The following is a 25,459-nucleotide window of genomic DNA, read 5'->3' as shown; positions in this document are numbered from 1 at the left end:
CACCGACATGACCGACACATCAACCTCCGCCACGGGCGGCATACCGGCGCAGAACTCAGGCTCCGGTTCCGGCGAAGAGCGGGCCAAGGGCGGCTTCCTGACCAAGGTGCCGGGCGAGGGCAGCTTCTGGCTCTCCGAATGGGCCTTCCCCGTCTTCGTGGCCTGCCTGGCCGCCGGCATCTTCACCGGCACACAGCTCTACTACACGTACGGGACCGGCGTGTTCAGCGACGTCGCGGTCGCCTCCATGCTGAAAGCCGGTATGGAGAACGGCAGTTACGGCGCCGCGGCCGCCTTCGGCGCCGGCTTCCTGTTCGCCCGCATCATCGAGGGGCCCATGGTCGGCATCCTCGACATCGGCGGCTCCCTCCAGACCGGCGTCGGCATCGGCATCCCCGCCATGCTGCTCGGCGCCGGATTCACCGCCCCGCTCGAACACTTCTGGCTCGCCATCCCGGTGGGCGCCCTCCTCGGCGGCCTCATCGGCATCGCGATCCTCGCGATCCGGCGCGCCACCGTGAACTCGACGGGCGGCACCTCCACGTTCGGCGCCGACGTGATGATGGGCGCGGGCAACTCCGCCGGACGCTATCTGGGCCCGCTCGTCATCATCTCCGCCGCCACCGCGTCGCTGCCCGTCGGCATCGGCTCGACCATCGGCGCCGCGCTCTTCTACAAGTGGCAGAAGCCGCTGACCGGTGGCGCCATCATCGGCGCGATGATCGCGGGCCTCTTCTTCCCGATCCCCGGCAAGTGACCGCCCTCCTGGGCCATTCAGAGCTTGAGGAAGCACCGTGCAATCTCTCCACCACGACCTCGGCACACCCCCCGCCATCAACGCCAGCGGCAAGATGACGGCGCTCGGCGGCAGTGTCCTCAGTGACGGCGTCGTCGCCGCGATGGGCGAGGCCGCCCGCCATCACGTCGTCATGGACGACCTGATGGCCGCCGTCGGCCGCGAGATCGGCCGTGCCACCGGCACCGAGGACGGCTGTCCCACCACCGGCGCCGCCTCCGGCATCGCCATCGCGGTCGCCGCCGTCGTCGCGGGCACCGACCTGTCCCGCATCGAAGCCCTGCCCGACGCGGGCGACGCCCCCTGCGAGGTGATCCTGCCGCGCGGCCACTCCGTCCACTTCGGCGCGCCCGTACGGCAGATGGTCGCGCTCGGCGGTGGCCGCCCCGTCGAGGTGGGTTCCGCGAACAAGGTGAGCGCCGGCCACCTGGCCGGCGCGATCGGCCCGCGCACCGCGGCCCTGCTGTACGTCCAGTCCCACCACGCCGTGCAGAAGGGCATGGTCTCCCTGGCGGAGACCATCGAGGTGGCCCGCGCCCACGACCTCCCGGTCATCGTCGACGCCGCGGCCGAGGGCGAACTGCGCCGCTGGCCCGCCACCGGCGCCGACCTCGTGATCTACAGCGGCGGCAAGGCCGTTGGCGGACCGACGTCCGGGATGATCTGCGGCAGCGCCGCGCACATGGCGGCGTGCCGGGCCCAGTACGGCGGCATCGCCCGCCCGATGAAGGTCGGCAAGGAGACCCTCTTCGGCCTCGTGCAGGCCCTGCGCGAGTACGGCAGCGCCCAGAGCGGCGGGCACCGGCCGCGCATGGAGAAGCTCGCCGCGCGCCTCGCGGACCTGCCGGGCCTCACCACCCGCGTCGTCAGCGACGAGGCGGGACGCGACATCCACCGCACCGAACTCACCGTGGACCCCGGGACGGCGGGCCGCGACGCGGCAACTCTCGCCGCAGAACTCGCCGCGGTCGGCGTCTACTTGAGGGATCATCACGCCGTCACGGGACGCCTCGCGATCGACCCGCGCCCCATGAACCCCGACGAAGAGGAACAGCTGGTGGACCGGCTGACCGCACTGCTGGACGGAGAGAACAACCGATGACCGTCGTCGAACGACGCCTGGTGGTCACCGAGGAGGCCGGCCTGCACGCCCGCCCCGCCGCCGCCTTCGCCCAGACCGCCTCCCGCGCCTCCTCCGACGTGACCGTCGCGCGGGAGGACGGCCACGAGGTCCCCGCCCGCAGCGTCCTGTCGCTGATGACACTCAACATCCGCTGCGGCGACGCCATCGTGCTGCGCGCCCGCGGGGCCGACGCCGAGTCGACCCTGGACGCCCTCGCCGAGATCGCGGCCCCGGCATGACCACAGCCCGTACCCGACCGGAGTCCACCATGTACGCCGAAGTCATCGACGCCCTGCGCGCCGCGCGCGTCACCCCGACCGTGCGCGAGGCCGACGCCGACACCGCCGACGCGGTGGCCCGCACCCTCGTGAACTGCGGCCTCACCGCCTTCGAGTTCACCGCCACCACACCCGGCTGGGAGGACCTCGTAGCGGCCTGGGTGAAGGAGTTCCCCGAGGTGACACTCGGCCTCGGCACCGTCACTTCGCCAGAGATCGCCGAACGCGCCCTGGCGGCCGGTGCGAACTTCCTGGTGAGTCCTTTCCAGGTGCCCGAGGTGCGTCCCGTCGCCGATGCCGCGGGCCGGCTCCTCGTCGAGGGCGGTCTCACCCCGAGTGAGCTGCGCATCGCGGCGGACCGGGGCGTCGCCAAGCTGTTCCCCGCGCACGTCGGAGGCATCGCCTACCTGAAGTCCGTGCTCTCCGTGCTGCCCGGCGCCCGGATCATGGCGACGGGCGGTGTGAGCGTGGACGACGCCGACAAGTGGCTCGCCGCGGGCGCCTTCTCGGTGAGCATCGGCAGCGACCTCACGCGCGGCGACGTGGCGGCCAACGTGGCCCGGCTGCAAGAGCGCCTCGGCTGACGGGGGTTCGGACACACGGGTGGGCATAACGGAGTGATCTCGGCACTGGAAACCGGGCGAGTGCATCCGTTGTAGTGGCCACATGACATGCGAGCCGACAGCACCTCCGCGCCGCGGACCATGGTGGCGACGGGGCATCGGCCTCCTCGCCACCGCACTGGTCCTGGGCACCGCCACGGGCGCCCGCCACCAGGAGGGTTATCCGCAGGTCCCGGACAGCGCCTGCGCGGCGTCGGCCGCGAAGGCGAAGAGCGCGGGCACCCCCGCTCCCGACTTCGACGGCGGCGGCAGCCCGGACCTGGCGCTCGGTGTCCCGGCCGGCAACGGTGACGTCTACCAGACCGGCCGCATCGCCCTGCTGCACGGTGCCCGGGCCGGCGAGCGCACGGTGTTCACGCCCACGGACTTCGACCTGCCCGAGCACGACTCCATGACCGACGGGGAGAGCGGTCCGACCGTCGCCGACCTGGACGGCGACGGCCACCTCGACCTCGTGGCGGGCGGCAGCGCCCATGTGCAGTGGGGCGGCGCACAAGGCCCGGACCCCGGCCACAAGGCAGCGCGCATCCCGCTTCCGCACATGGGCAAGGGACAGCCGGTACGGATCAGCAAGGGCAACGACGTCTACGAGGACCCGCCGGTGGCAGGGGACTTCGACGGCGACGGCCGGGTCGACCTGGCCACCTACCGCACCGGCCTGCACGAGCGTCACCTCGTGGTGCTTCAGGGCCCGTTCGCCCGAACCGGCAAGCCGGCGAGGATCACCGAACGCGCCGACCCCTACAGCGGCTCGGCCGACACCGTCACCGGCCTTCGGCTGATCGCGGCGGAGGTGACCGGCGACCGGGCCACCGACCTGCTGGTGTACAAACCCGGAGCGCCGGACGCGCTTCGGGTGTTGGCCGGGGGAGCGGACACCGCGAGCGGGCTCGCCGCGCGGCCCGCACCGCTGCCGCGCGGCGAGAACGTCGCCGTCGGCGACTTCGACGGCGACGGACGGCCCGACATCGCCCTCGGTGACAGTGGCGTCCCCATGGACGACGAGTTCGCACCGCGCGACCGCAAGGGCAAGGTGACCATCCGTTACGGCAAGGCGCCCGAGGCCCCGGTCATCATCGACGGCGGCGCCCGCAAGGGCGGCTTCGGTATCGACCTGATGGCCGCGGACGTCAACGGCGACGGCTGCGACGACCTCGCCGTCCGCAGCGACGACGACCGGGTGGGCGGGCACGACCGGATCGACATCCTGCGGGGCGGCTCCTCGCCGGGCCTGGGCTCCGGGCCGTGGCACTCGCTGCCGCGGCCCTCGGGCCGGATCAAGGACGCCGCCGATGTCGACGGCGACGGCCGCGACGAACTCGTCCTGGCCTCGGGCAACACCTGGCGGGTGGTCGACGGCTCGGGGAAAGAGATGGAGTCCTTCGACGTCCGAAAGGTGGCGCGACCGCTGAACTAGGCGGCGGGGGTGCACCCGTGGCGCTCGGGACGGGACCCCGTCGTGGCGCTGAACTCGCGGCGGGTCGGATACAGGCTGTACGCCGCGAGGGGGCGCACCTCGGCCGAACACACCACGTCGGCACCGGCGCCCGCGCCCACGTGCTCCAGGAGCAGCGCCAGAATCCGCTGCGACAGGCGCGTCATGGTCCGCTCGCTGCGCCCCGGGAGCAGCGCCACCTCCACGTGCACGACCGGCACGTCGTCGTGCTCGCTGCCGACGACGTACGTCTCCGTGGCGGCGCGGAAGAACGTCTTGCAGGTGCCGCGCGAGCCGGATCCCTCGACGACCAGGGCGTGCAACGCGGTGGCGAGGGCGGCCCGGTCGAGGGTGTCGGTGAGTCGGGGCGAGTAGTCGACGGTGATCTGAGGCACGGCGCCTCCGCGGCGGACAAGGCGAGTGGGCTAGGTGGGTGGGTTTTACATCTACCTGTCGACCACTTTATCCCGTCGCACGTCACGCCTTGAACGCGCGGGTACGGCTGAGGGGAACGCGCGGGTACGGGTGAGGGCCCGGCCGAGTTCGACCGGGCCCTCACCCGTCATGTCACGCCTCGCTGGCGTCGAGCATCTCCGCGCGCTCCACGATCTTCACGCGCTCACGGCCGTGCGGCTCGCCGAGCGCCTTCTCAGCGGCGTCCAGCTTGTACCAGCCGTCCCAGGTCGTGTACCGGACGCCGCGCTCGCCGAGGAACTCCTCGACGGACTCCGGGGTGGGCGAGACCGGCGTCTGCAGGCGGCCCTCCGCGTGGTCGGCGAGCAGGTTCGCGACCGCCTCGTTGGCGTCGCCCTTGGTGTGCCCGATGAGGCCCACGGGGCCACGCCGGATCCAGCCTGTCACGTACGTCGACTGAAGGTGCTCGCCGTTCTCCTGGATGACGCGGCCGCCCTCGTCCGGGACGGTGCCGGACTTGATGTCCCAGGGGAGCTTGGGCAGTTCGTCGGAGAGGTAGCCCACCGCGCGGTAGACGGCGCCGAGGTCCCAGTCGGTGAAGTTGCCGGTGCCCTTGACGTTGCCCGTGCCGTCCAGCTCGGTGCGCTCGGTGCGCAGGCCGACGACGCGGCCGTCCTCGCCGAGGATCTCGGTCGGCGACTCGAAGAAGTGCAGGAACAGCTTGTGCGGGCGGTCGCCCTCGTCGCGGATCGCCCAGTTCTCCAGCGTCTTGGCGACCATGTCGGTCTGCTTCTCGCTGCGGCGGGCGGCGATCGAGCCCTCGTCGTAGTCGATGTCCTCGGGGTTGACGATGACCTCGATGGACGGGGAGTGGTCCAGCTCGCGCAGCTCCAGCGGGCTGAACTTGGCCTGCGCGGGGCCACGACGGCCGAAGACGTGGACCTCCAGGGCCTTGTTCGCCTTCAGGCCCTCGTGGACGTTGGCCGGGATCTCGGTCGGCAGCAGCTCGTCCGCCGTCTTCGCGAGCACGCGCGCGACGTCGAGCGCGACGTTGCCGACGCCGAGGACGGCGACCTTCTCGGCCTCCAGCGGCCAGGTGCGCGGGACGTCGGGGTGACCGTCGTACCAGGACACGAAGTCCGCGGCGCCGTACGAGCCCTCGAGCTCGATGCCCGGGATGTCGAGCGCCCGGTCCGCAGTCGCGCCGGTGGAGAAGACGATCGCGTCGTAGAAGGCGCGCAGGTCGTCGAGGTCGATGTCGCGCGGGTAGTCGACGTTGCCGAACAGTCGGATCTGCGGCTTGTCGAGCACCTGGTGGAGGGCCTTCACGATGCCCTTGATGCGCGGGTGGTCCGGCGCGACGCCGTAGCGGATCAGGCCGAACGGCGCCGGCATGCGCTCGAAGAGGTCGATGGACACCCCCGGCTCGGAGGCCGCTTCGGACTTGAGCAGGGCGTCGGCGGCGTAGATGCCGGCGGGGCCGGCTCCGACGATGGCGACCCTCAGGGGGCGAGGCATGGTTCAGGTTCCCTTCGAGTGGTTCCCGCGGTCCGTACGTGCTGGTCGGGCCACGAGTGCTTGTAGGGAAGCCTAAAGTAAGGCAAGCCTTAGAAAGTAGGCGGGTCCGGTCTATGGGCACATAAGGCTGCCTTATGGGGGTCGATAGCTTCGCTTTAGGGGCTCGGCCTAAGCTGGAAGATCTGTGGGTCGCGCTCTGTTGCACTCATTGGATCTGTTCGTCGTGTCAGGTAGTGCAGGGAGTGGCGTATGTCAGAGGTAACCGAGAGGGCAGTGCTGGCGGGTGGCTGCTTCTGGGGCATGCAGGACCTGATCCGCCAGCGGCCCGGCGTGCTGTCGACGCGTGTGGGGTACTCCGGCGGTGACACGCCCAACGCCACGTACCGTAACCACGGCGACCACGCCGAGGCCATCGAGATCGTCCATGACCCGTCCGTGGTCACCTACCGGGACCTGCTGGAGTTCTTCTTCCAGGTCCACGACCCGACCACGAAGGACCGCCAGGGCAATGACCTGGGGCGCAGCTACCGGTCCGCGATCTATTACGTGGACGACGCGCAGCGCCAGGTCGCCGTCGACACCATCGCGGACGTCGAGGCGAGCGGTCTGTGGCCCGGGAAGGTCGTGACCGAGGTCGAGCCGGTCGGCGACTTCTGGGAGGCCGAGCCGGAGCACCAGGACTACCTGGAGCGCTACCCGGAGGGCTACACCTGCCACTTCCCGCGACCGAACTGGAAGCTGCCGAAGCGCGCCGCCTGATTTCGGCGGGCCGGGTGCCGCTCGGCGGAGAGCGGCACCCGCACGCATCTTGTTTCCATGTACACGTAAATGCATGATGGCGGCATGCAGCAGCGGGTAGCGACGAAAGCGAGCCCCTTCAAGCAGCCGAAGGCCGTCTGGGCCGTCGCGTTCGCCTGCGTCATCTCGTTCATGGGCATCGGTCTCGTGGACCCGATCCTGCCCGCCCTGGCCGACAGCCTGCATGCCACGCCCAGCCAGGTGTCCCTGCTGTTCAGCAGCTATCTCATCGTCACCGCGGTCGCGATGCTCGTCGTCGGATGGTTCTCCAGCCGCTTCGGCGCCAAGCGCACCCTCGTCATAGGCCTGAGCGTCATCGTCGTCTTCTCGGCGCTCGCCGGAGCCACCGGCTCCATCAACGGCATCGTGGGGTTCCGGGCCGGCTGGGGGCTCGGCAACGCGCTGTTCATCGCCACCTCCCTGGCCGTCATCGTCGCCTCGGCGAGCGGCGGATTCGGCGGCGCGATCATCCTCTACGAGACCGCGCTCGGCCTCGGGATCGCCGTCGGGCCGCTGCTCGGCGGCGAGTTGGGGGCGATCAGCTGGCGCGGTCCCTTCTTCGGCGTCGCCGTCCTGATGGCCGTCGCACTGGTCGCCACCATCGCCCTCGTACCCGATCTGCCCAGGCCGAAGAAGATCACGTCGCCGATCGCCCCGCTCAAGGCACTGCGCCACCGCGGCCTGCTGACCATGGGCATCATGGCGCTGCTCTACAACTGGGGCTTCTTCACGATGCTCGGGTACGCGCCGTACCCCATGGAGCTCGACGCCCACGAACTCGGCCTCGTCTTCACCGGCTGGGGACTTCTGGTCGCCCTGTTCAGCGTGTACTTCGCGCCGCGCCTCCAGGCGCGCTACGGCACCGCGGCCGTCCTGTACGCGAATCTCTTCTGCCTCGGTGTCGTGATGGCGGTCATCGCCGCCGGGGTCTCGACGCCGACCGTCGTGATCGTCGCGGTCATCGTCAGCGGTGCCTTCATCGGCATCAACAACACACTCACCACGCAGGCCGTCATGCTGGTCTCGCCGGTGGAACGCCCCGTCGCCTCGTCCGCGTACGGCTTCCTGCGATTCATCGGCGGCGGCCTCGCGCCGTACGTCGCGGGCAAGCTGGCCGACGCCATGGACCTGAGCGTGCCCTTCTACCTGGCCGCGCTCACCTTCGTCCTCGCCATCCCGGTCCTCGCCAGCGGGCACCGGCTGCTGCGGCAGGCCGAGGCGAACCTGGGCGGGGGCGAGCCGGTGCAGCCGTCACTCACGCCTGTGGGAGCCGTGGCTCCGAGTAGCGACCCGCGCGTCGTCGTCGCCGTCGGGGACCACGACCGGGCGCCCGCCATCGTCGACGCGGCCGCACGCCTCGCCCGGGACACCGGCAGCCCGCTGGAGGTCGTGCACGTCCGGCAGACCGCCGTCGTCGACGACCAGGCCGCCGATGCCGAGGACCTCGCGCAGGCCCGCGCCGCCGTGCGGGACCACCTCGACCGGCTCGCGGGTGCGGGGGTGGCCGCCACGGGGCAGGTGCTGAACAGCGTCGGGGACCATGCCGCCGCCGGCCGCGCGCTGGCCCGGCACGCGGCGGACGTCGGCGCCCGCGTCGTGGCCGTCGGGCACTCGCCGCGCGGCCCGCTCACCCAGTTCGCCGACGGCAGCTTCACCACCGCCCTCACCCACGCCTGCGCGTGCACGGTCGTCCTCGTCGGCACCGGCACGGACTCCGCGCCGCGCCCGCTGAACGCGGCCGCGCTGGCCGAACTGCGGGGCGCAGGGGCCTGAACCGCTCGTACGGGTGCGCGTTTGATCCGGCCCGATTCGGTTAGGCGCAAGATCAGTCCAAAACGGGGAGGTACAGGGGAATGTTCGGTCCTGGGAACGGGTGGGTGCGCACACGCACCGAGGAAGACACCAAGGCCTTCATCAAGGAGAAGGAGATGGAGCGCTCGATGAAGCGCTCGACGGAGCCGGGGAAGGGCACCGCGATCCTGACAGGAATCGTGGTGCTTTTCCTCCTCGGTTGGCTGGTGTACGCCCTCGTCCGCTGACCTGACCTTCAGCGGATCGCGCGTACACCGTCGATGAGGGCACTCACCCCGCGCTCCACCTTGGAGCGCGGGCAGCCCACATTGAGCCGCACATGGCCGGCGGCGCCGTACGCCGTACCCGGCATGATCGCCACCCGCTGCCGCTCGACCAGCTCGCGCTGGAGCGCCTCCTCGTCCACACCGAGGGGGCGCAGGTCGATCCAGGCGAGATAGCCGGCTTCGGGTGGCGTCCAGCCCAGCTCGGGGAACGCCTCTGCCAGGCGCTGCGCCACGTAGGACAGATTGCCGCGCAGGTACGTGCCGAGCGCGTCCAGCCAGGTGCCGCCCTCCCGGTAGGCCGCGATATGGCCGACCACGGACAGCACCGCGGGGGACGACAGACCGTCGGCCTCCTTGAGCCGCCGCAGGTACGCGTCCCGGGAGTCGGGGTCCCCGACGATGCCGTAACTGCCGGTCAGCGCCGGGATGTTGAAGGACTTCGACGCGGACGTGACGACCGCCCAGCGGGTGCCGGAGCCTGCGTGCAGCGCCCACGGCCGGTGGACGGCGGGCGGGTGGGCGAGGTCCGAGTGGATCTCGTCGCTGATGACCGCCACGTCGTGGCGCGCGCACAGCTCGGCCATGCGGTCGAGCTCCGCCGCCGTCCACACGTGACCGGTGGGATTGTGCGGGGAGCACAGCAGCAGCACCGAGGTGTCCGGCAGCGACAGCAGCCGCTCAAGCTCCGCCCAGTCGTCCACCGCGCAGGTGAGCAGCCGCCGTTCGTGCGCGGCCACGGTCTTCGGGAACGCGTCGTACGTCGGAGCGTGCGCGACGACGCCGTCGCCGGGACGTGACCACAGGCGCAGCAGCTGACCGACCTGGTAGATCACGGAGGGGCCGTAGACGATCGACTGCGGGTCCACGGGGGTGTCGTGCCGGGTGGCGTACCAGTCGACGATCGCGGACAGGAAGTCGTCGTGGCGCCAGCGGGAGTAGCCGAGCACGCCGTGGTCGAGCCGGGCTCGCAGCGCCGCCAGGACCTCGGGAGCCGTCTCGAAGTCCATGTCGGAGATCGTGAACGGCAGCAGGTCCGGCACGCCGAAACGGTCCTCGACGTAGTCCCACTGCGTGCACCAGGTGCCGTGCCGGTCGACGACGGTGTCGAACTCGTAGCCGGGGGAGTCCGGTGAGGTGTGTCGCACGGTTCAGCCCACCGGGACCATCGTGGCGATGGCGTCCTTCACGGACTGCACCTGCGGGCCGATGACCACCTGCACGGTGTGCGCGTCGAGCTTCACGACGCCGACGGCGCCCAGCTTCTTCAGGCGCGGCTCGTTCACGCGCTCCGCGTCCTCGACCGTCAGCCGGAGCCGGGTGATGCAGTTGTCGAGGGACGTGATGTTGTCGGCGCCGCCGATCGCGTCGAGGATCGCCACCGCGTCGTACTTCCCGGCGACCAGCTCACGCGGGGCCCCGGACTCGTCCGCTTCTTCCGCGGGCTCCGCCTCCTCCGCCTCCTCCTCGCGCCCCGGCGTCTTGAGGTCGAAGCGCACGATGGCCCAGCGGAACAGGAAGTAGTAGACGGCGAACCACACGGCGGCGATGACCGGCACCAGATACCACTTGGTGGTCGTGCCCTGAAGGACACCAAAGACGAGCCAGTCGATGACATTGCCGTCCGTGTTGCCGATGAACACCCCGAGGACGGCGGCGGCGAGGAAGCCGAGACCGACGAGGACGGCGTGCAGGAGGTACAGCCACGGCGCGATGAACAGGAACAGGAACTCCAGCGGCTCGGTGATGCCGCCGACGACACAGGCCACGACACCCGAGACCAGGAGCGCCTTGATCTCGGGGCGCATGCTCTTGCGGGCGCAGTGGTACATCGCGAGCGCGGCGCCCGGCAGACCGCCGAGGTAGGCCGCCATCTTGCCCTGCGACAGGAAGTGGGTGGCGTCGGTGACGGCGGCCGTGGGCGGCTTGGAGCAGTTCAGCTGCGCGTAGAACATGTTCAGGGCGCCGGAGACATGGTCCCCGCACACCGCGCCCGAGCCGCCGACGTCCGTGAAGCGGAACATCGCGACGAGGATGTGGTGCAGGCCCACCGGGCGCAGCAGCACCTCGCCCATGCCGAAGAAGAACGGTCCGAAGACCCCCGCATGACCGATCGCGCGGCCCAGGTCGGTGATCCAGCCGTTGAACGTCGGCCACACCAGCGGGATGAGCAGACCGAGCACGCTCAGCGTGAGCGCGGAGATGATCGGCACGAAGCGAAGGCCACCGAAGAAGGCCAGCGCGTCGGGCATCCGCTGCGTACGGAACCGCTGGTGAAGCAGGCTGACAACGATGCCAACGGCGACCGCGCCGAGGAGCCCCGTATCGATGGACTGGATGCCGATGACATCGGCGATGCCGTAGTGGGCGATCGCCTTCGCGTCGTCGAAGTCCACGCCCTTGGCGGTGAGGTAAAAGTTCACCGCCAGGTTCATCGCGGCATAGCCGACGAAGCCGGAGAAGGCGGCCACGCCCTTGTCCTCGCGGGCGAGCCCGAGGGGAATGGCCATCGCGAACATCACGGGCAGGAACTGGAAGGCGACCTGGCCGGTGTTGGCCATCCACGTGAAGACCAGGTGGAAGCCCTGGCCCTGAAGGAAGGTCAGGTTGCCGGTGACGGCGTCGCTGGAGAGCGAGGAGCCGATGCCCAGCATGATGCCGCAGAACGCGAGCAGCGCCACGGGGAGCATGAACGTCTTGCCGAGGCTCTGGAGGAACTCCCAGAGCGCGGCCTTGGTCTTCTGCATGGGGGGTCTATCGTCTTTCGGGCCTGGACGGGAGGCTGGCACAAGTCGGCCACCTGGTCACAAGCCGACCGGAGCGGCCGGTCACCTGCCGCGTACAGGGATCGCCCGTCGAGCGGCGTCGAGGGTGTCCGATCCGCCGAGACGGATGAGATCACAGCAGGTCGCGCCATGTCTATGGCCAATCTCGCCCGCCGTGAGCCCTGGTGCTCGAAGGTCACCTCAGCCCTGGTCCTTGAACGTCACCTCCGAGGATGCGGCGATGCGTGCGCCCATGTTGCGCCGCATCATCTCCATCACTGATTGAAAAGTGTGCCGCGCCGTGCTGTCCTGTGCCCCATGCCCACCGACACCACGCGGGCGGCACTGCTCGACGCCGCCGAACGGCTCTTCCTCGACAAGGGATACGAGCAGGTGTCGGTCCGTGCGGTCAACGCGGCGGCGGGCATGAACCCGGCCGCGGTCCACTACCACTTCGGCACCAAGGAAGACCTGGTCGCCGCGCTGCTGCAGAGCCGGCTCGGCCCGCTGTGGGCGCAGCCGCTCGCTGACGTGGAGCGCAGGACGGCCGACAGAGAGACGCCGCGCGTCGAGGATTTCGTCGACGTACTCGTGCGTCCGCTCGACGAGCTGACCCGGACCCCGCACGGCCGCATGCTGCTGCACCTGCTCGCCCGCGTCCTGCTGAGCCGCCGTGAACTTCCCTTCGACGAGCGGTGGTTCGGGCACCGGCCGTGGCGCCAGCTGCTGTGTGCCGCGCGGCCCGACCTCTCCCGGGCGCAGGCCGGGCACCGCCTGCGCATGACGTTCGACCTGCTGCTCCAGCTCTACGGGGAGCCACAGTTGGCCACCGCCGAGTTGGGCGGCACGCCCCGGCCTCCGGCGGAGGCGGTCATTGCCTTCGTCACGGCGGGCCTGAACGCCCCACAGTGAACCGACAGTTGAGGAGTTGCACAGCCATGAGCACAGCAGACTCCACCCGCGACACCACCGGGTCCACGCCCGACCTGCTCGCCCCCGCGCGCCTCGGCCCCCTGACCCTCCGCAACCGCGTGATCAAGGCGGCCACCTTCGAGGGGGTCACTCGCGACGCGCTCGTCAGTGACCGACTCATCGAGTACCACCGGCGACCCGCTGCCGGCGGCGTCGGCATGACGACCGTCGCGTACTGTGCCGTCGCCCCCGAAGGACGTACCGAACGCGACCAGATCCACATGCGACCGGAGGCTGTTCCGGGCCTGCGCCGACTCACCGAGGCCGTGCACGCGGAGGGCGCCGCGATCTCGGCGCAGATCGGCCACGCGGGACCCGTCGCCGACCCCGTATCCAACGGGCTGCCCGCGCTCGCGCCCAGCCGCTTCCTGAACCTGCAGTCCTTCCGCTTCGCCCGCCCGGCCACCCGCGACGACATCGCACGCGTCACCCGCGCCCACGCCCGCGCGGCCCGCACCGCGGTCGAGGCCGGATTCGACGCGGTGGAGATCCACCTCGGCCACAACTACTTCGCGAGCTCCTTCCTCAGCCCGAGGCTCAACAAGCGCAAGGACGAGTACGGCGGCACCCTCGCGAACCGGGCCAGGGTCGCCCGGGGCGTGGCCCGCGCGGTCCGCGACGAGGTCGGCGACGAGATCGCGATCACCGCCAAGCTCAACATGGACGACGGCGTGTCCGGCGGCATCTGGCTCGACGAGAGCCTGCGCACCGCCGCCTGGCTGGAGGCCGACGGCAGCGTCGACGCCCTCGAACTCACCGCGGGCAGCTCCCTGCTGAACCCCATGTACCTGTTTCGCGGCGGCGCGCCCGTGCGCCAGTTCGCGGCGACGTTCCCCCAGCCCCAGCGCTTCGGCATCGAGCGCGTCGGAAAGAAGTTCATCCGCGCCTACCCCTACGAGGAGGCGTTCCTGCTCCCCTCGGCACGCCAGTTCCGGGCCGCGCTGAAACTGCCGTTGATCCTGCTCGGCGGCATCGCGGACCGCGAGACCGCCGAACAGGCCATGACCGAGGGCTTCGAGTTCGTGGCGATGGGCCGCGCGCTCCTGCGCGAACCCGACCTCATCAACCGCTTCGCCGAGGACCGCGCCGCGGACCGGCCCACGCACTCGCTGTGCATCCACTGCAACCGCTGCATGCCCACCATCTACACCGGTACGCGCTGTGTCCTGATCGAGCCGGAACCCTTCCACGCGCGCGGCCACTGAGTACGTGGCTTACGGCCAGTGAGTACGTGACCCCACGCGCGCCGGGTGTCACTTCCGCCAGAACAGATGGTGTCGCACCGCGCCCGTCGGGCTCGGTACGACATCGAGGTGGAAGCGGTCGAGCAGATCGTCGGGGGAGTCCCAGAGCTTGGAGCCGGAGCCGAGCTTGATGCCGTCCGCGACCGCCACGTGCAGGGTGTCGACGAGGTCGGCCTCGAGGAACTCGCGGACGGTGGTGGCCCCACCGCCCAGCCGGATGTCCTTGCCCTGCGCCGCCACCCTGGCCTGCTTGAGGACGGTGCCAGGGTCGGCGTCGACGAAGTGGAACGTGGTGTCCGAGAGCGTGATCGACGGCCGCGTGTGGTGGGTCATCACGAACACCGGAGTGTGGAACGGCGGCTCCTCACCCCACCATCCGCGCCATTCGTCGTCCTGCCAGGGCCCGTGCTGCGGCCCGAACTTGCCCCGGCCCATGATCTCGGCGCCGATGTTGTGGTGGAAGTCCCGCGTCAGATAGTCGTCGATGCCGCGGGAGCCCCCCGGTTCCGTGCGATTGGGCCAGCTCGCCGTGGCCCCGGCCCAGGCGAACATGTTCCCCGGGTCGGCGTGTCCGAACGGCCGCTCAAGGCTCTGACCCTGACCGGCGCCGAAACCGTCCGCGGACACGTTGAAATTCTGGACCTTCAGCAGTTGCTGTTTCACGGGGCTCCTCCTACGTGATCGACAACTGTGAGACTGCCACGGCGAACGAGACTCATCGCGCAGGCGACGAGCGGGGTGTCACGCGGCGCCGTCCTTCGCCCCGGCCTTCTCCACCGCCTTGTCCTGTCCGGCCTTGGTGTCCGCGCCGGCCTTGCTGTCCGTGGCCTTCGCGGACGTGCCGGTAGCGGGCAGGGCGACGTAGAACACCGAACGCTGCTGCCGGGTGCGCTCGGCGCGGGCCTTGGCGACCAGGGCCTCCAGCGTGTTGCGGACCACCTTGGTGCTGAACTCCCGCTTGGGGTGCTTCTTTTCCAGCGTCGCGGTGATCTCGGCGGCCGAACGCGGGCTGGTCTCGGCGCCCAGCTGGGACACGATGAGCTCGACCAGCGTGGAGCCCTGCGGCTCGGTCTTCTCGGCGGCGGGCGCGGCGGGTGCGCTGGGCTTGGTGGCTGCCGCGGCCTTGGCGGGCTTCGCGGTCTTGGCCGCCTTCGCGGGGGCTCCGGCCGTCTTCTTGGCCTGCGCGGGCTTCGCCGCCGTCGTGTCCCGTGCCTTCTGGCGCGGAACCTTACCCGCGGCCTTGCCGGCCGGCTTCTCCGCGAGGGGCGCCGGAAGGGGCGGGAGATTCCCGCTGCCGAGGGACTTCAGCATGCTCTCCAGCAGAGTGCGGTTCTCCTCGAGGGTGCCCAACTGGGCCTGCAGCGCGGAGATTTCCTCGCTGATCCGCTTCAACTCGCTCTCGTTGTTGGCGATGTCGTCCTGGATCCGGTCGGCGTAACGGGACTTGAGCTCGGTCTGGTGCGTGGTGTCCGCCATGATGGCTCGCTTCCGTGGAAAGGAGTGATCTGTCGGTGTGTGCACGTGTGTGCTGTAGGGCCGGATGGTACTCACCCGGGTGCCCATCATGTGGCACGTCAGCGCAGATCGGTCTCCTTTTACGGTACGGGAGTTGGCGTGTTGACGCGCATCAGGGCTTGCGTCCGATGCCGCCGAAGCTGCTGACGGGCTCCGGGAGTTCACCCTCGACGTCATCGGGGCGCCACTGGGACACCGAGGTCAGACCCGGTTCGACCAGCTCGAATCCCTCGAAGAAGCGACCGATCTGCTCGGGGGTGCGATTGGTGCGCGGGTTGTCACTGGTGCTGTTCCACTGTTCGACCATCGCGCGGGTGGATTCGGGGTGGTACGCCTCGGTGCTGTCGCACAGAACCAGGTGACTGCCGCTGGGCAGCGCGCTCTTGAGTTCCTCGACGATCGTGTAGGCGCGGTCGTCGGTGACATGGGCGACGACCCCGAGCAGCATCAGGGCGATGGGACGGGTGAAGTCCAGCGTGTCCCCGGCCTGCCGGAGGATGTCGGCGGGGTCGGTCAGATCGGCCTCGATGTAGTCGGTGGCTCCCTGCGGAGTGCTGGTCAGCAGGGCCTCAGCGTGCCGCAGAACGACCGGGTCGTGGTCGACGTAGACGATGCGCGCCGTGGGGTCGTGGCGCTGTGCCACGTCGTGGGTGTTGTCGATGGTGGGCAGCCCGGTGCCGATGTCGAGGAACTGGTCGATGCCCACGTCCCGTACGAGGTGGGAGACGGTACGGGCGAGGAAGGCGCGCTGCGCGCGGGCCACGTGCACGATCTCCGCGTTGACCTGCTGAATGGCATCGCCTACCTGGCGGTCGACCTCGTAGCAGTCCTTGCCGCCGAGCCAGTAGTTCCAGATGCGGGCCGAATGCGGGGAGTCACTGTCGATCAGCGGACGGTCCTGGGGCACGAGTCGCTCCGAAGGGTCGATGGGTCGCCGTGGGTCACGTGTCAACCAGGGTATTCCATGCGGCAGTTGAGGCGGTGGTGAGGTGTGGGGCTGCGTGGTGTGCGAGGTGGTGGCCGGCGTGGCCGGTACGTGGGTGGGTGTGACGCCGGTGACCGGCGTTGCCCCCTACGGCTGCCGCTCCGTCGCAGGTCAGACGTTTGTGCAGGTCGGAGGGGGTGGCGTAACACCCGCGAAACATCAGAGGGCGTACGGTCTGCCGTCACATGCACCACGGAGAAGGGACGGGCATGGAAGACCGTGACGGATCGCGGGCCGACCGGGCACGCCGCGTCGCCGACGTGCTGCGCCAGCGCATCGTCGACGGCGCGTACGAGGGTGTGCTGCCGGACGAGCGCGCCCTCGGCCTGTCCCTCGGAGCCACCCGCAACGCCGTGCGCGAGGCGCTGAACATGTTGCGGGACGAGGGTGTCGTGACTCGGCGGCGTGGCATCGGCACCCTCGTGACCGGCCACAAGGCCGGCCACGGACTTGCCCGACTGGTCGGCCTCGCCGAGGAGTTGACCGCGTACGGCACGGTCAGCAACGAGGTGCGCGAGGCACGCGTCGTGTCGCACGCCCCGCCCGCGATCACGCAACGCCTCTGCCTCCCGGAGCGCTCCGAGGCGGTCTACATCGAGCGCCTGAGATCACTCGACGCGGATCCGCTCTCCCTGGACTCGACCTGGCTCGCCCCCGACATCGGCCGCCCGCTGCTCGACCGCCACCTGGCGGGCCGCGATCTGTTCGCGCTCATCGAGGAGACCAGCGGCACGCGGCTCGGCAGCGCCGAGGTGACCGTGCACGCCGTCACCGCGGACCCGGACACCGCGCGCCTCCTGGGGGTGGCGGAGGGCGCCGCGCTGTTCACCATCGACCGGCTGACCCGGCTCGCGAACGGCCGCCCGGTCGACGCCGAGTCACTGCGGGTGCGCGCGGACCGTTTCGCCCTGCGGGCCGTCCTGCCGAGGGACTGACGGAGCCGACTATGCGAAGCGAACGACAAAGCGAACGACGAAGCGAACAACAGAGCGGGCGGGAGCGCACATGACCCTGGACACCACACACCTGGTCCTCCTCGCGGTGGCCGGGCTGCTCGGCGGCATCGGGATCACCGCCATCGGACCCGGCGGAGTGCTGCCCACCATCGGCCTGTTCCTGTTCTCCGGCCTCACGCCCTCGGGCGTGGCGGGCACCGCGATCGTCACCCACGTCGCCACGGGCCTGCTCGGCACGGCGGCGTACGCCCGGTCGGGACAGCTCCGCGACCCGGGAACCCGGCGCTGCGCCGCCGCACTCGCCGGAGCCGCACTCGTGGGGGCGCCGCTGGGCGTGCTGTGCAACACCCTGGTCGCGGGACGCGGCTTCGGGATCCTGCTGGCCTGCGCGGTCGTCGTCACCGGCATCCTGGTGTGGGTGCGGGACCGGCGCGCCCCGGAGGGTGCCGAGCGGGCGCACATCCCGATGGGCCGCACGGTCCTGATCGGCGTCGTCGTCGCGGTCGTCGCGGGCCTCTTCGGGCTCGGCGGCCCCATGCTGAGCGTGCCACTGCTCGTGGTGGCCGGGCTGCCGGTCCTGTCGTCGCTGGCCGCGGCCCAGGCCCAGTCGATCGTGATCGCGAGCGTGGGCACGGTGGCGTATGTGCTGCACGGATCCGTCGACTGGCGGCTCGCGGCCCTGGTGGGCATCCCGGAACTGGTCGGCGTGCTCATCGGCTGGCGCATCGCACACGCCATCCCGGCCCGACGCCTGAAGTACGCGATGGTGGCCTTCCTCCTGCTGTCGGCGCCGTTCCTGGCCCTGCACTGAACAGGGCCTATTGCCCTGCACTGAACAAGGCCCCGCCGCGCGTCAGAGCCGCTTCACCGTCACCTCGTCGACCCCGTGCCCCTCCACGACCGCCGCCTCTCTGGTCGTACCGTCCCGCACCACCCGATACGTCGCCGCCACACCGCCGTGCTGATCGGGCACCGTCACCGTCACGTCCTCCGTGTCCGGGGTGACGAGCAGCGTGAGCCCGGTGAGCCAGTCGCCGTCCGGGCGTGACGCGTCCGCGCCCATCGGCAGGACCGCGCCGGGACGCACGTACAGCGGCAGGCTGTCGAAGCCGTGCTGCTCGCGCCGCCAGGCCGGGCCCTCGACCCGCTCGCCGGTGAGGAGATGGGTCCACGTGCCCTCGGGGACGTAGAACTCGACGTCGCCGTCCGCGGAGAACACCGGCGCCACCAGGAGGTCGGGGCCGAGCATGTACTGGCGGTCCAGGGCGCGCGCCGTCGGGTCGTCGGGGAAGTCGAGCAGCATCGGGCGCATCAGCGGCACGCCCGTCGTGTGCGCCTCGACCGCCGCGCCGTACAGGTAGGGCATCAGGCGGTGCTTGAGCTTCGTGAACTTGCCTGCCACGTCGACCGCTTCGTCGCCGAACTCCCACGGTACCCGGTACGAGGACGAGCCGTGCAGGCGGCTGTGGGAGGAGAGGAGACCGAAGGCCAGCCAGCGCTTGAAGACCGCCGCGTCGGGGGTGCCCTCGAAGCCGCCGATGTCGTGGGACCAGAAGCCGAAGCCGGACAGGGAGAGGGACAGGCCGCCGCGCAGCGACTCCGCCATCGCGCCGAACGAGGACCAGCAGTCGCCGCCCCAGTGCACCGGGAACTGCTGCCCGCCCGCCGTCGCCGAACGGGCGAAGAGGACGGACTCGCCGCGGCCGCGCTCCTTCTCCAGGAGATCGAAGACGACCTGGTTGTACAGGTGCGTGTAGTAGTTGTGCATGCGCTCCGGGTCGGAGCCGTCGTGCCAGACGACATCCGTGGGGATGCGCTCGCCGAAGTCCGTCTTGAAGCAGTCGACACCTTGGTCGAGCAGCACCTTGAGCTTGGAGCGGAACCAGGCGCAGGCCTCCGGGTTGGTGAAGTCGACGAGCGCCATCCCCGCCTGCCACAGGTCCCACTGCCAGATGTCGCCGTTCGGCCGCTTCACCAAATAGCCCTGGGCCGCGGCCTCTTCGAACAGGGCGGACTTCTGCGCGATGTACGGGTTGATCCACACGGAGATGCGCAGGCCGCGCGCCTTGAGGCGGGCCAGCATGCCCTCCGGATCGGGGAAGACCGCGGGGTCCCACTCGAAGTCCGACCACTGGTACTCGCGCATCCAGAAGCAGTCGAAGTGGAAGACGCTCAGCGGGATGTCGCGCTCCGCCATTCCGTCGACGAACGACGTCACCGTCTCCTCGTCGTACTGCGTCGTGAACGACGTCGTCAGCCACAGGCCGAACGACCACGCGGGCGGCAGCGCCGGGCGGCCGGTGAGCGCGGTGTAGCGGCGCAGCACGTCCTTCGGGGTGGGCCCTGCGACGACGTAGTACTCGAGCGACTGGTCCTCGACGCTGAACTGCATCTGGCCGACCGACTCCGAGCCGATCTCGTAACTGACCCTTCCGGGGTGCGCGACGAACACGCCGTAGGCACCCGCGGGGGAGACGTGCAGGCTGAACGGGACGTTCTTGTACGCCTGTTCGCTGCTCGTGCCGCCGTCGGCCTGCCACATGTCGACGACCTGGCCGTTCCTGACGAACGGGGTGAAGCGCTCGCCGAGGCCGTAGACCTGCTCCCCGACGCCGAGTGACAGCTGCGCGGCCATGTGGTGCGCCCCGTCGCCCGTCCGGAAGAAGGCGGTGCCCTTGCCGCCCGAGGAGGTGACCTCGCGGCCGTCGGCGTCACGGAAGGACAACTGCCAGGGCGCCGCCTCGTCGAGGTGCACGGACAGCGGCCCGCTGGACAGCTCGACCCTCGTGCCGTCGCGGCGCACCGTACCCGTGCCGGCGTCCTCGCCGGGCAGCCGGAAGTCCGGCCCCGGGCGCCGCTTTCCCGCGTGGTGGGTGACGCGGACCCCGATGACGCCCTCGGCCGGGGTGAAGCAATCGACCGTCAGCAAGGGGGAGTTGAGGGTGTCGCCGCGCCGCTGGATCCGCTTGTCCGCGGCGAACGCGGTGAAGCGGTCGGCGTCGACGCGCAGGTCGCGGACCTCGGTGGCGTACGAGGCCTCGACCCCGTCGCGCATCAGCCAGAAGCCGTCGGTGAACTTCATCATCTTCCTCGGGGTGGGCAATGTGCGTGGGCAGGGCGCCGCTACACCGCATTTGAGCTCACGCGCATCGAAAGATCAAGAGGTCGGTACGAGGAATCGTCGAAGCGCTTCGATTCGATCGCGATCGGGGTTCGCAACGGGGTGTAGCGGGCTGTGCGCGAGTGATGAAGTCCGTCGCAAGGTCTGGTGTCGAAGCGCTTGATGACGTATTAGTCATGGCGGAAAACAAAAACGCGCTCTACGTGTGCGGCGCGGGCCGGAGCCGTACCGCGCGATGCGAACACCTCGCCGGGACACGGGAGTTCCGTCGGGGCCGGCCACCCCTTCAAGGCTTGGGTAACCACCGTGACAGCAGCACTTCCACCGGACGTGCCGCGCCCCCGGCGCGGCCGCCGCGGCCGAAGCACCACCGCGGCACTCACCGCCTGTTCCGCACTCGTCGCAGGCGCGGCGCTCACCGGCTGCGGCGCGGGGCGCGACCCCGGTGTGTTCACCGTTCTCAACTCCTCGACCGACGCCTCGTACCACGGCTGGGACGCCGCCACGCTGAAGCGTTGCAGCACAAAGCTGGGCCTCACCATCGAGCAGCAGAGCGTGCCCGCAGCGCAGGTCATGCAGAAGTCGCTGCGCATGGCGTCGTCGAAGTCGCTCCCGGACGTCATCCAGTTCGACGCCTCCGAGACGCCGACGTTCGCGGAGGCGGGTGGCCTCGTCGACCTGCGTTCCCTCGGCCTGTCCACGAAGGACATCCCGAAGGGCATCGTCGACTTCGGCTCGTACAAGGGGACGTACTACGGGGCCGCGCGCACGGTGAACACCCTCGCCCTCTTCTACAACAAGGACATCCTGAAGAAGGCCGGGCTCGAAGTGCCCACTACCTGGGACGAGATGAGGGAGACCTCGAAGAAGCTCACCCAGGGCAGCCAGTACGGGATCGCGCTGAGCGCGGGCGGGGCTGAGGACGGAGTCTTCCAGTTCGCACCGTTCATGTGGTCCAACGGCGGCGACGAGACCAACCTCGCAGGGCCGAAGGTCGCGGCCGCCCTCGACTACTGGAAGGGCCTCATCAAGGACGGCTCGCTGTCCAGGTCGACCGTCAACTGGACGCAGGCCGACGTCAACGACCAGTTCATGGCCGGCAACGCCGCGATGATGATCAACGGCCCTTGGCAGGTGGAGACGCTGAACACCAAGAAGAACCTGCACTGGGGCATCGCCCGGATCCCGGTCCCCAGCAGCGGCGAGAAGTCCGTGGGACCGCTCGGCGGCGCCGTCCTCACCGTCCCGAAGACCGGGGACACGGGCCGCCAGAAGACCGCGGCGAAGATCATCCGCTGTATGTCGTCCGAGCGCGAGCAGATCACCTACGCCCGCAACAGCTGGATGGTCCCCGCCAACGAGAAGGCCGCCGCGACCTGGCGCAAGGAAGTGCCCGAACTCGACGCGCTCGCCGACCAGGTGGCCACCGCCCGCTCCCGCACCGCGAAGGTCGGGGCGCGCTGGTCGTCCGTGTCGCTCGCCCTGCAGAGCGCCTTCCAGTCGGCGCTGACCGGGCAGTCCAGCGAGGCCGCGCTGAAGAAGGCGCAGACCCGCGCCACGAGCGGGAACTGAGGGGGACAACCGTCATGTCGACCACCACGGCCACCGCGCCCTCCGTTCAGCGCACGGCAGTTCAGAAGAAGACCGACCCGGCGCGCGCGAGGCGCCGCCGCAGGCTGAGCCAGTGGGGGTTCATCGCCCCAGCCGTCGTCTTTATGCTTCTGTTCTTCGGCTACCCGCTCGTCCGCAACGTCGTGATGAGCTTCCAGGACTTCTCGCCGTCCACGTTCTTCGACGGCAAGTCCCCCTTCAACGGCACCGACAACTGGAGCAAGGTCTTCCACGACGACCTCTTCGGCAAGGCGCTGTGGCACACCATCGTCTTCACGATCGGCTCGCTGATCGGCCAGTTCGGCATCGGCCTCGCGCTCGCCGTCTTCTTCACCAAGCGGTTCCCGCTGAACGGCTTCCTGCGCTCGCTGATCCTGCTGCCCTGGCTCGTTCCGATGGTCGTCTCCGGCATCGTGTGGCGCCGGATCCTCGACCAGGACACCGGCGTCCTCAACTCCTTCGCCGAGACCATCGGCCTGGGTGGCGCCACGCCGTGGCTGACCAGCCCCGGCATGGCCCTGTTCTCCGTGGTCATGGTGAACATCTGGATCGGCATCCCGTTCAACATGGTGATCCTCTACGGCGGGCTCCAGGAGATCCCCAAGGAGCTGTACGAAGCCTCTTCCCTGGACGGCGCGTCCGCCTGGCGCACCTTCCGCTCGATCACGCTGCCGCTGCTCAAGCCCGTCATCACGGTCGTGCTCGTCCTCGGCTTCATGTCGACGGTGAAGATCCTCGACCTGATCCTCGCCCTCACCGACGGCGGCCCCGCCGACGCCACCCAGACGCTCGGCACCCTCACGTACCAGAACTCCTTCGTCCAGCTCGACTTCGGCGCGGGCGCCGTCGTCGGCAACGTCCTCATCCTCATCTCCGCCGTCTTCGCGGTGTTCTACCTGCGGGCCAACCGCTCCGAGGGGAAGTGACCGGCATGGCGAACGCCACCACCACGTCCGGGCGGCGCTGGGGCGCCACCGTCGCCGGGATCGTCATCCTCGGCGTGATGCTGTTCCCGCTGTACTGGATGATCAACACGGCGCTGCAACCGGAGTCGGGACTGCTCGAGGTCTCGCCCGTACCGCACTCGCTCGATCTGTCCGGCTTCACATCGGCCATCACCGAGCAGGGCGGCCACCTGCTCACCTCGCTCGCCGTCGCGCTCGGCGCCGTCGTCATCTGCCTGGCGATTGCTGCGCCCGCCGCGTACGGGCTCGCCCAGTTCCGGCTGCGCGGCAGCCGCACCATCGTCTTCGGCACACTCATCACGCAGATGGTGCCGGGCATCGTCATCGCCAACGCCCTCTACAGCGCGTACGTCGATATGGGCCTGGTCAACTCCTACTTCGGCCTGATGCTCGCCGACGCCTCGCTCGGCATCCCCTTCGCCATCGTCCTCATGCGCTCCTTCATGGTGGCGATCCCGAAGGAGGTCATCGAGGCGGCCGAGGCCGACGGCGCGGGCAAGCTGCGCACCTTCGTCCAGGTCGTCCTGCCGATGAGCCGCAACTCCCTGATCACCGCGGGCCTCTTCTCCTTCCTGTACGCGTGGAGCGACTTCATGTTCGCGCTCACGCTGAACACCACCGACGACGTCAAGCCCGTCACGCTCGGCATCTACCAGTACATCGGCGCGCACGTCGGGGACTGGGGGTCCGTCATGGCCGCGTCCGTCCTGTCGGCGATCCCCGCCGCCGTGCTGCTCGTCCTCGCCCAGAAGTACATCGCCGCCGGGATCACCGGCGGATCCATCAAGTAGGTCTCCGCGAGTCGGTCTCCGCGAGTCGGTCTCCGTGAGTAAGTCAGTTCAAGTAAGTCACTTCAAGTAAGGCTGTTCATGAACGACCTGCCCGTGTTCCCGGAACGCTTCGTCTTCGGCGCGGCCACCGCCTCGTACCAGATCGAGGGAGCCGCGAAGGAGGACGGCCGCGGCCCCTCCATCTGGGACACTTACAGTCACACCCCCGGCCGCACGCACGAGGGCGACACCGGCGACGTGGCCTGCGACCACTACCACCGCTACCCCGAGGACGTGGCACTGCTGCGCGACCTCGGCGTCGACTCGTACCGCTTCTCGATCGCCTGGCCGCGCATCCAGCCGACGGGGGAGGGCCCCGCCAACCCGAAGGGCCTCGACTTCTACTCGCGGCTCGTCGACGAACTGCTGGAGGCGGGCATCGAGCCGGCCGCCACGCTCTACCACTGGGACCTTCCGCAGGCACTGGAGGACCGCGGAGGCTGGCGGGTCCGCGAGACCGCCGAGCGGTTCGGCGAATACGCGGCGATCGTCGCCGAGCACCTCGCCGACCGCGTCCCGCGCTGGATCACCCTCAACGAGCCCTGGTGCAGCGCCTTCCTCGGCTACTCGGTGGGCCGCCACGCGCCCGGAGCCCAGGAAGGCACCGGCGCCCTGGCAGCGGCACACCACCTGCTCGTCGGCCACGGCCTGGCGATGAAGGCGCTGCGGGCCGCGGGCGTGCGCGAGGCGGGCATCACCCTCAACCTCGACCGCAACGTCCCCGCCGCCGACACGGACGCCGACCGCGCGGCCGCCGTCCGCGCCGACACCCAGCACAACCTCGTCTGGACGGAGCCGATCCTCGCAGGCCGCTACCCGACGACGGAGGACGACACCTGGGGCGAACTCATCGCCCGCCAGGACTTCCGCCGCGCAGGCGACCTCGACCTCATCGGGCAGCCGCTCGACTTCCTCGGCGTCAACTACTACCGGCCGATCGTGGTCGCCGACGCCCCGTACCGGGAGCCGGACCCGACGCGGCGCGTCGCCACCGACAACCGGTACGAGGAGCGCCCCTACCCCGGCGTGCGGCGCACGGCGATGGGCTGGCCCGTCGTCCCCGAGTCCTTCACCGACCTGCTGACCACGCTGAAGGCCCGGTACGGCAGCGCCCTCCCGCCGATCCACATCACCGAGAACGGCACCGCCGAACACGACGAACCGGCCGCCGACGGCGCCGTGCACGACACCGACCGCGTCACCTACCTGCACAGCCACCTCACGGCGCTGCGCGCGGCGATGGACGCGGGCGTCGACGTGCGCGGCTACTACGTGTGGTCGCTGCTCGACAACTTCGAGTGGGCCCTCGGGTACGCGAAGCGGTTCGGCATCGTCCGCGTCGACTACGACACCCAGGAGCGCACGCCGAAGGACAGCTACCACTGGTACCGGAAGCTGATCGCTGCGCACCGGGGCTGACGCCTGCGCACCGGGC

24 protein-coding genes are annotated in these 25,459 nt (G+C 70.0%); 16 read left to right on the top strand and 8 right to left on the bottom strand.

Annotated features, from left to right (window positions below):
- Positions 1 to 7: 7 nt before the first annotated feature.
- The 5 genes from OHA73_RS00610 (at position 8) to OHA73_RS00590 (ending at position 4,237) form a co-directional block, all read left to right on the top strand.
- On the top strand, positions 8 to 757 hold the full coding sequence (locus OHA73_RS00610) for a DUF4310 family protein (RefSeq protein ID WP_267072598.1): 750 nt from the start codon (positions 8 to 10) through the stop codon (positions 755 to 757).
- A 37-nt stretch (positions 758 to 794) separates the two neighbouring features.
- Positions 795 to 1,898 carry a DgaE family pyridoxal phosphate-dependent ammonia lyase gene (locus OHA73_RS00605; RefSeq protein WP_267072599.1) on the top strand — a complete coding sequence of 368 codons (1,104 nt, stop codon included), beginning with the start codon at positions 795 to 797 and terminating at the stop codon, positions 1,896 to 1,898.
- On the top strand, positions 1,895 to 2,158 hold the full coding sequence (locus tag OHA73_RS00600) for an HPr family phosphocarrier protein (protein WP_266718422.1): 264 nt from the start codon (positions 1,895 to 1,897) through the stop codon (positions 2,156 to 2,158). Before OHA73_RS00605 ends, OHA73_RS00600 begins: the two co-directional genes overlap by 4 nt.
- Entirely contained in the window at positions 2,155 to 2,781 is a 627-nt protein-coding gene (locus tag OHA73_RS00595; RefSeq protein WP_327653773.1) for a bifunctional 4-hydroxy-2-oxoglutarate aldolase/2-dehydro-3-deoxy-phosphogluconate aldolase, read from the top strand. Before OHA73_RS00600 ends, OHA73_RS00595 begins: the two co-directional genes overlap by 4 nt.
- Before the next feature lie 82 nt (positions 2,782 to 2,863).
- Positions 2,864 to 4,237 (top strand): FG-GAP repeat domain-containing protein, encoded by a 1,374-nt coding sequence (locus tag OHA73_RS00590; RefSeq protein ID WP_327653772.1) that lies wholly within the window; start codon positions 2,864 to 2,866, stop codon positions 4,235 to 4,237.
- Here OHA73_RS00590 and OHA73_RS00585 read toward each other — a convergent pair.
- Together OHA73_RS00585 and OHA73_RS00580 are read right to left on the bottom strand one after the other, a co-directional pair.
- Complete coding sequence (locus OHA73_RS00585) at positions 4,234 to 4,650, bottom strand: 5-carboxymethyl-2-hydroxymuconate delta isomerase (protein ID WP_266718425.1); 417 nt, start codon at positions 4,648 to 4,650, stop codon at positions 4,234 to 4,236. The two genes, OHA73_RS00590 and OHA73_RS00585, sit on opposite strands and share 4 nt — an antisense overlap.
- A gap of 172 nt (positions 4,651 to 4,822) precedes the next feature.
- Positions 4,823 to 6,187 (bottom strand): FAD-dependent oxidoreductase, encoded by a 1,365-nt coding sequence (locus OHA73_RS00580; protein WP_267072601.1) that lies wholly within the window; start codon positions 6,185 to 6,187, stop codon positions 4,823 to 4,825.
- Positions 6,188 to 6,436: 249 nt separating this feature from the next.
- Between OHA73_RS00580 and msrA the strand changes: the two genes are divergently transcribed.
- From msrA to OHA73_RS00565, 3 genes are all read left to right on the top strand, one after another.
- Positions 6,437 to 6,946 carry a peptide-methionine (S)-S-oxide reductase MsrA gene (gene msrA, locus OHA73_RS00575; RefSeq protein WP_327653771.1) on the top strand — a complete coding sequence of 170 codons (510 nt, stop codon included), beginning with the start codon at positions 6,437 to 6,439 and terminating at the stop codon, positions 6,944 to 6,946.
- 84 nt (positions 6,947 to 7,030) lie between these two features.
- Positions 7,031 to 8,758 carry an MFS transporter gene (locus OHA73_RS00570; RefSeq protein ID WP_267072603.1) on the top strand — a complete coding sequence of 576 codons (1,728 nt, stop codon included), beginning with the start codon at positions 7,031 to 7,033 and terminating at the stop codon, positions 8,756 to 8,758.
- 104 nt (positions 8,759 to 8,862) lie between these two features.
- Entirely contained in the window at positions 8,863 to 9,024 is a 162-nt protein-coding gene (locus OHA73_RS00565) for a hypothetical protein (protein ID WP_267072604.1), read from the top strand.
- An 8-nt stretch (positions 9,025 to 9,032) separates the two neighbouring features.
- Here OHA73_RS00565 and OHA73_RS00560 read toward each other — a convergent pair whose 3' ends face one another.
- Together OHA73_RS00560 and malX are read right to left on the bottom strand one after the other, a co-directional pair.
- Positions 9,033 to 10,208 (bottom strand): MalY/PatB family protein, encoded by a 1,176-nt coding sequence (locus OHA73_RS00560; protein ID WP_327653770.1) that lies wholly within the window; start codon positions 10,206 to 10,208, stop codon positions 9,033 to 9,035.
- A gap of 3 nt (positions 10,209 to 10,211) precedes the next feature.
- Positions 10,212 to 11,807: a maltose/glucose-specific PTS transporter subunit IIBC gene (malX, locus tag OHA73_RS00555; protein ID WP_327653769.1), complete on the bottom strand. Its 1,596-nt coding sequence runs from the start codon at positions 11,805 to 11,807 to the stop codon at positions 10,212 to 10,214.
- Positions 11,808 to 12,143: 336 nt separating this feature from the next.
- Here malX and OHA73_RS00550 point away from each other — a divergent pair, with 336 nt between their 5' ends.
- A complete protein-coding gene (locus OHA73_RS00550) occupies positions 12,144 to 12,737 on the top strand; it encodes a TetR/AcrR family transcriptional regulator (protein ID WP_327653768.1) in 594 nt (197 codons plus the stop codon).
- A 26-nt stretch (positions 12,738 to 12,763) separates the two neighbouring features.
- A complete protein-coding gene (locus tag OHA73_RS00545; protein WP_327653767.1) occupies positions 12,764 to 14,002 on the top strand; it encodes an NADH:flavin oxidoreductase in 1,239 nt (412 codons plus the stop codon).
- A 48-nt stretch (positions 14,003 to 14,050) separates the two neighbouring features.
- On the opposite strand, the gene OHA73_RS00540 is transcribed toward OHA73_RS00545, so the two are convergent.
- From OHA73_RS00540 to OHA73_RS00530, 3 genes are all read right to left on the bottom strand, one after another.
- The gene (locus tag OHA73_RS00540; protein WP_266718437.1) at positions 14,051 to 14,704 is read right to left on the bottom strand and encodes a dihydrofolate reductase family protein; all 654 of its coding nucleotides are present in this window, start codon (positions 14,702 to 14,704) and stop codon (positions 14,051 to 14,053) included.
- Between the two features lie 78 nt (positions 14,705 to 14,782).
- On the bottom strand, positions 14,783 to 15,517 hold the full coding sequence (locus OHA73_RS00535; protein WP_266718439.1) for a hypothetical protein: 735 nt from the start codon (positions 15,515 to 15,517) through the stop codon (positions 14,783 to 14,785).
- A 151-nt stretch (positions 15,518 to 15,668) separates the two neighbouring features.
- On the bottom strand, positions 15,669 to 16,463 hold the full coding sequence (locus tag OHA73_RS00530; RefSeq protein WP_266718441.1) for an SAM-dependent methyltransferase: 795 nt from the start codon (positions 16,461 to 16,463) through the stop codon (positions 15,669 to 15,671).
- A gap of 287 nt (positions 16,464 to 16,750) precedes the next feature.
- Between OHA73_RS00530 and OHA73_RS00525 the strand changes: the two genes are divergently transcribed.
- Both OHA73_RS00525 and OHA73_RS00520 read left to right on the top strand, forming a co-directional pair.
- Positions 16,751 to 17,476, top strand: a complete 726-nt coding sequence (locus tag OHA73_RS00525) for a GntR family transcriptional regulator (RefSeq protein WP_327653766.1) — start codon at positions 16,751 to 16,753, stop codon at positions 17,474 to 17,476.
- Between the two features lie 70 nt (positions 17,477 to 17,546).
- The gene (locus OHA73_RS00520; RefSeq protein WP_266718444.1) at positions 17,547 to 18,308 is read left to right on the top strand and encodes a sulfite exporter TauE/SafE family protein; all 762 of its coding nucleotides are present in this window, start codon (positions 17,547 to 17,549) and stop codon (positions 18,306 to 18,308) included.
- 42 nt (positions 18,309 to 18,350) lie between these two features.
- Here OHA73_RS00520 and yicI read toward each other — a convergent pair whose 3' ends face one another.
- Positions 18,351 to 20,579: an alpha-xylosidase gene (gene yicI / locus OHA73_RS00515; RefSeq protein ID WP_327658374.1), complete on the bottom strand. Its 2,229-nt coding sequence runs from the start codon at positions 20,577 to 20,579 to the stop codon at positions 18,351 to 18,353.
- Between the two features lie 369 nt (positions 20,580 to 20,948).
- Here yicI and OHA73_RS00510 point away from each other — a divergent pair, with 369 nt between their 5' ends.
- The 4 genes from OHA73_RS00510 (at position 20,949) to OHA73_RS00495 (ending at position 25,443) form a co-directional block, all read left to right on the top strand.
- Positions 20,949 to 22,190: an ABC transporter substrate-binding protein gene (locus OHA73_RS00510; protein ID WP_266719206.1), complete on the top strand. Its 1,242-nt coding sequence runs from the start codon at positions 20,949 to 20,951 to the stop codon at positions 22,188 to 22,190.
- Between the two features lie 14 nt (positions 22,191 to 22,204).
- Positions 22,205 to 23,155: a carbohydrate ABC transporter permease gene (locus tag OHA73_RS00505; RefSeq protein ID WP_266718447.1), complete on the top strand. Its 951-nt coding sequence runs from the start codon at positions 22,205 to 22,207 to the stop codon at positions 23,153 to 23,155.
- Between the two features lie 5 nt (positions 23,156 to 23,160).
- Entirely contained in the window at positions 23,161 to 23,985 is an 825-nt protein-coding gene (locus OHA73_RS00500) for a carbohydrate ABC transporter permease (protein WP_266718449.1), read from the top strand.
- Positions 23,986 to 24,063: 78 nt separating this feature from the next.
- Entirely contained in the window at positions 24,064 to 25,443 is a 1,380-nt protein-coding gene (locus tag OHA73_RS00495; RefSeq protein ID WP_327653765.1) for a GH1 family beta-glucosidase, read from the top strand.
- Positions 25,444 to 25,459: the final 16 nt, after the last annotated feature.

The sequence above is a fragment of the Streptomyces sp. NBC_00483 genome, assembly GCF_036013745.1.
Lineage (GTDB): Bacteria > Actinomycetota > Actinomycetes > Streptomycetales > Streptomycetaceae > Streptomyces.
Note: the sequence above shows the minus strand (reverse complement) of the source record. Positions and strands in the feature narration are given on the sequence as shown.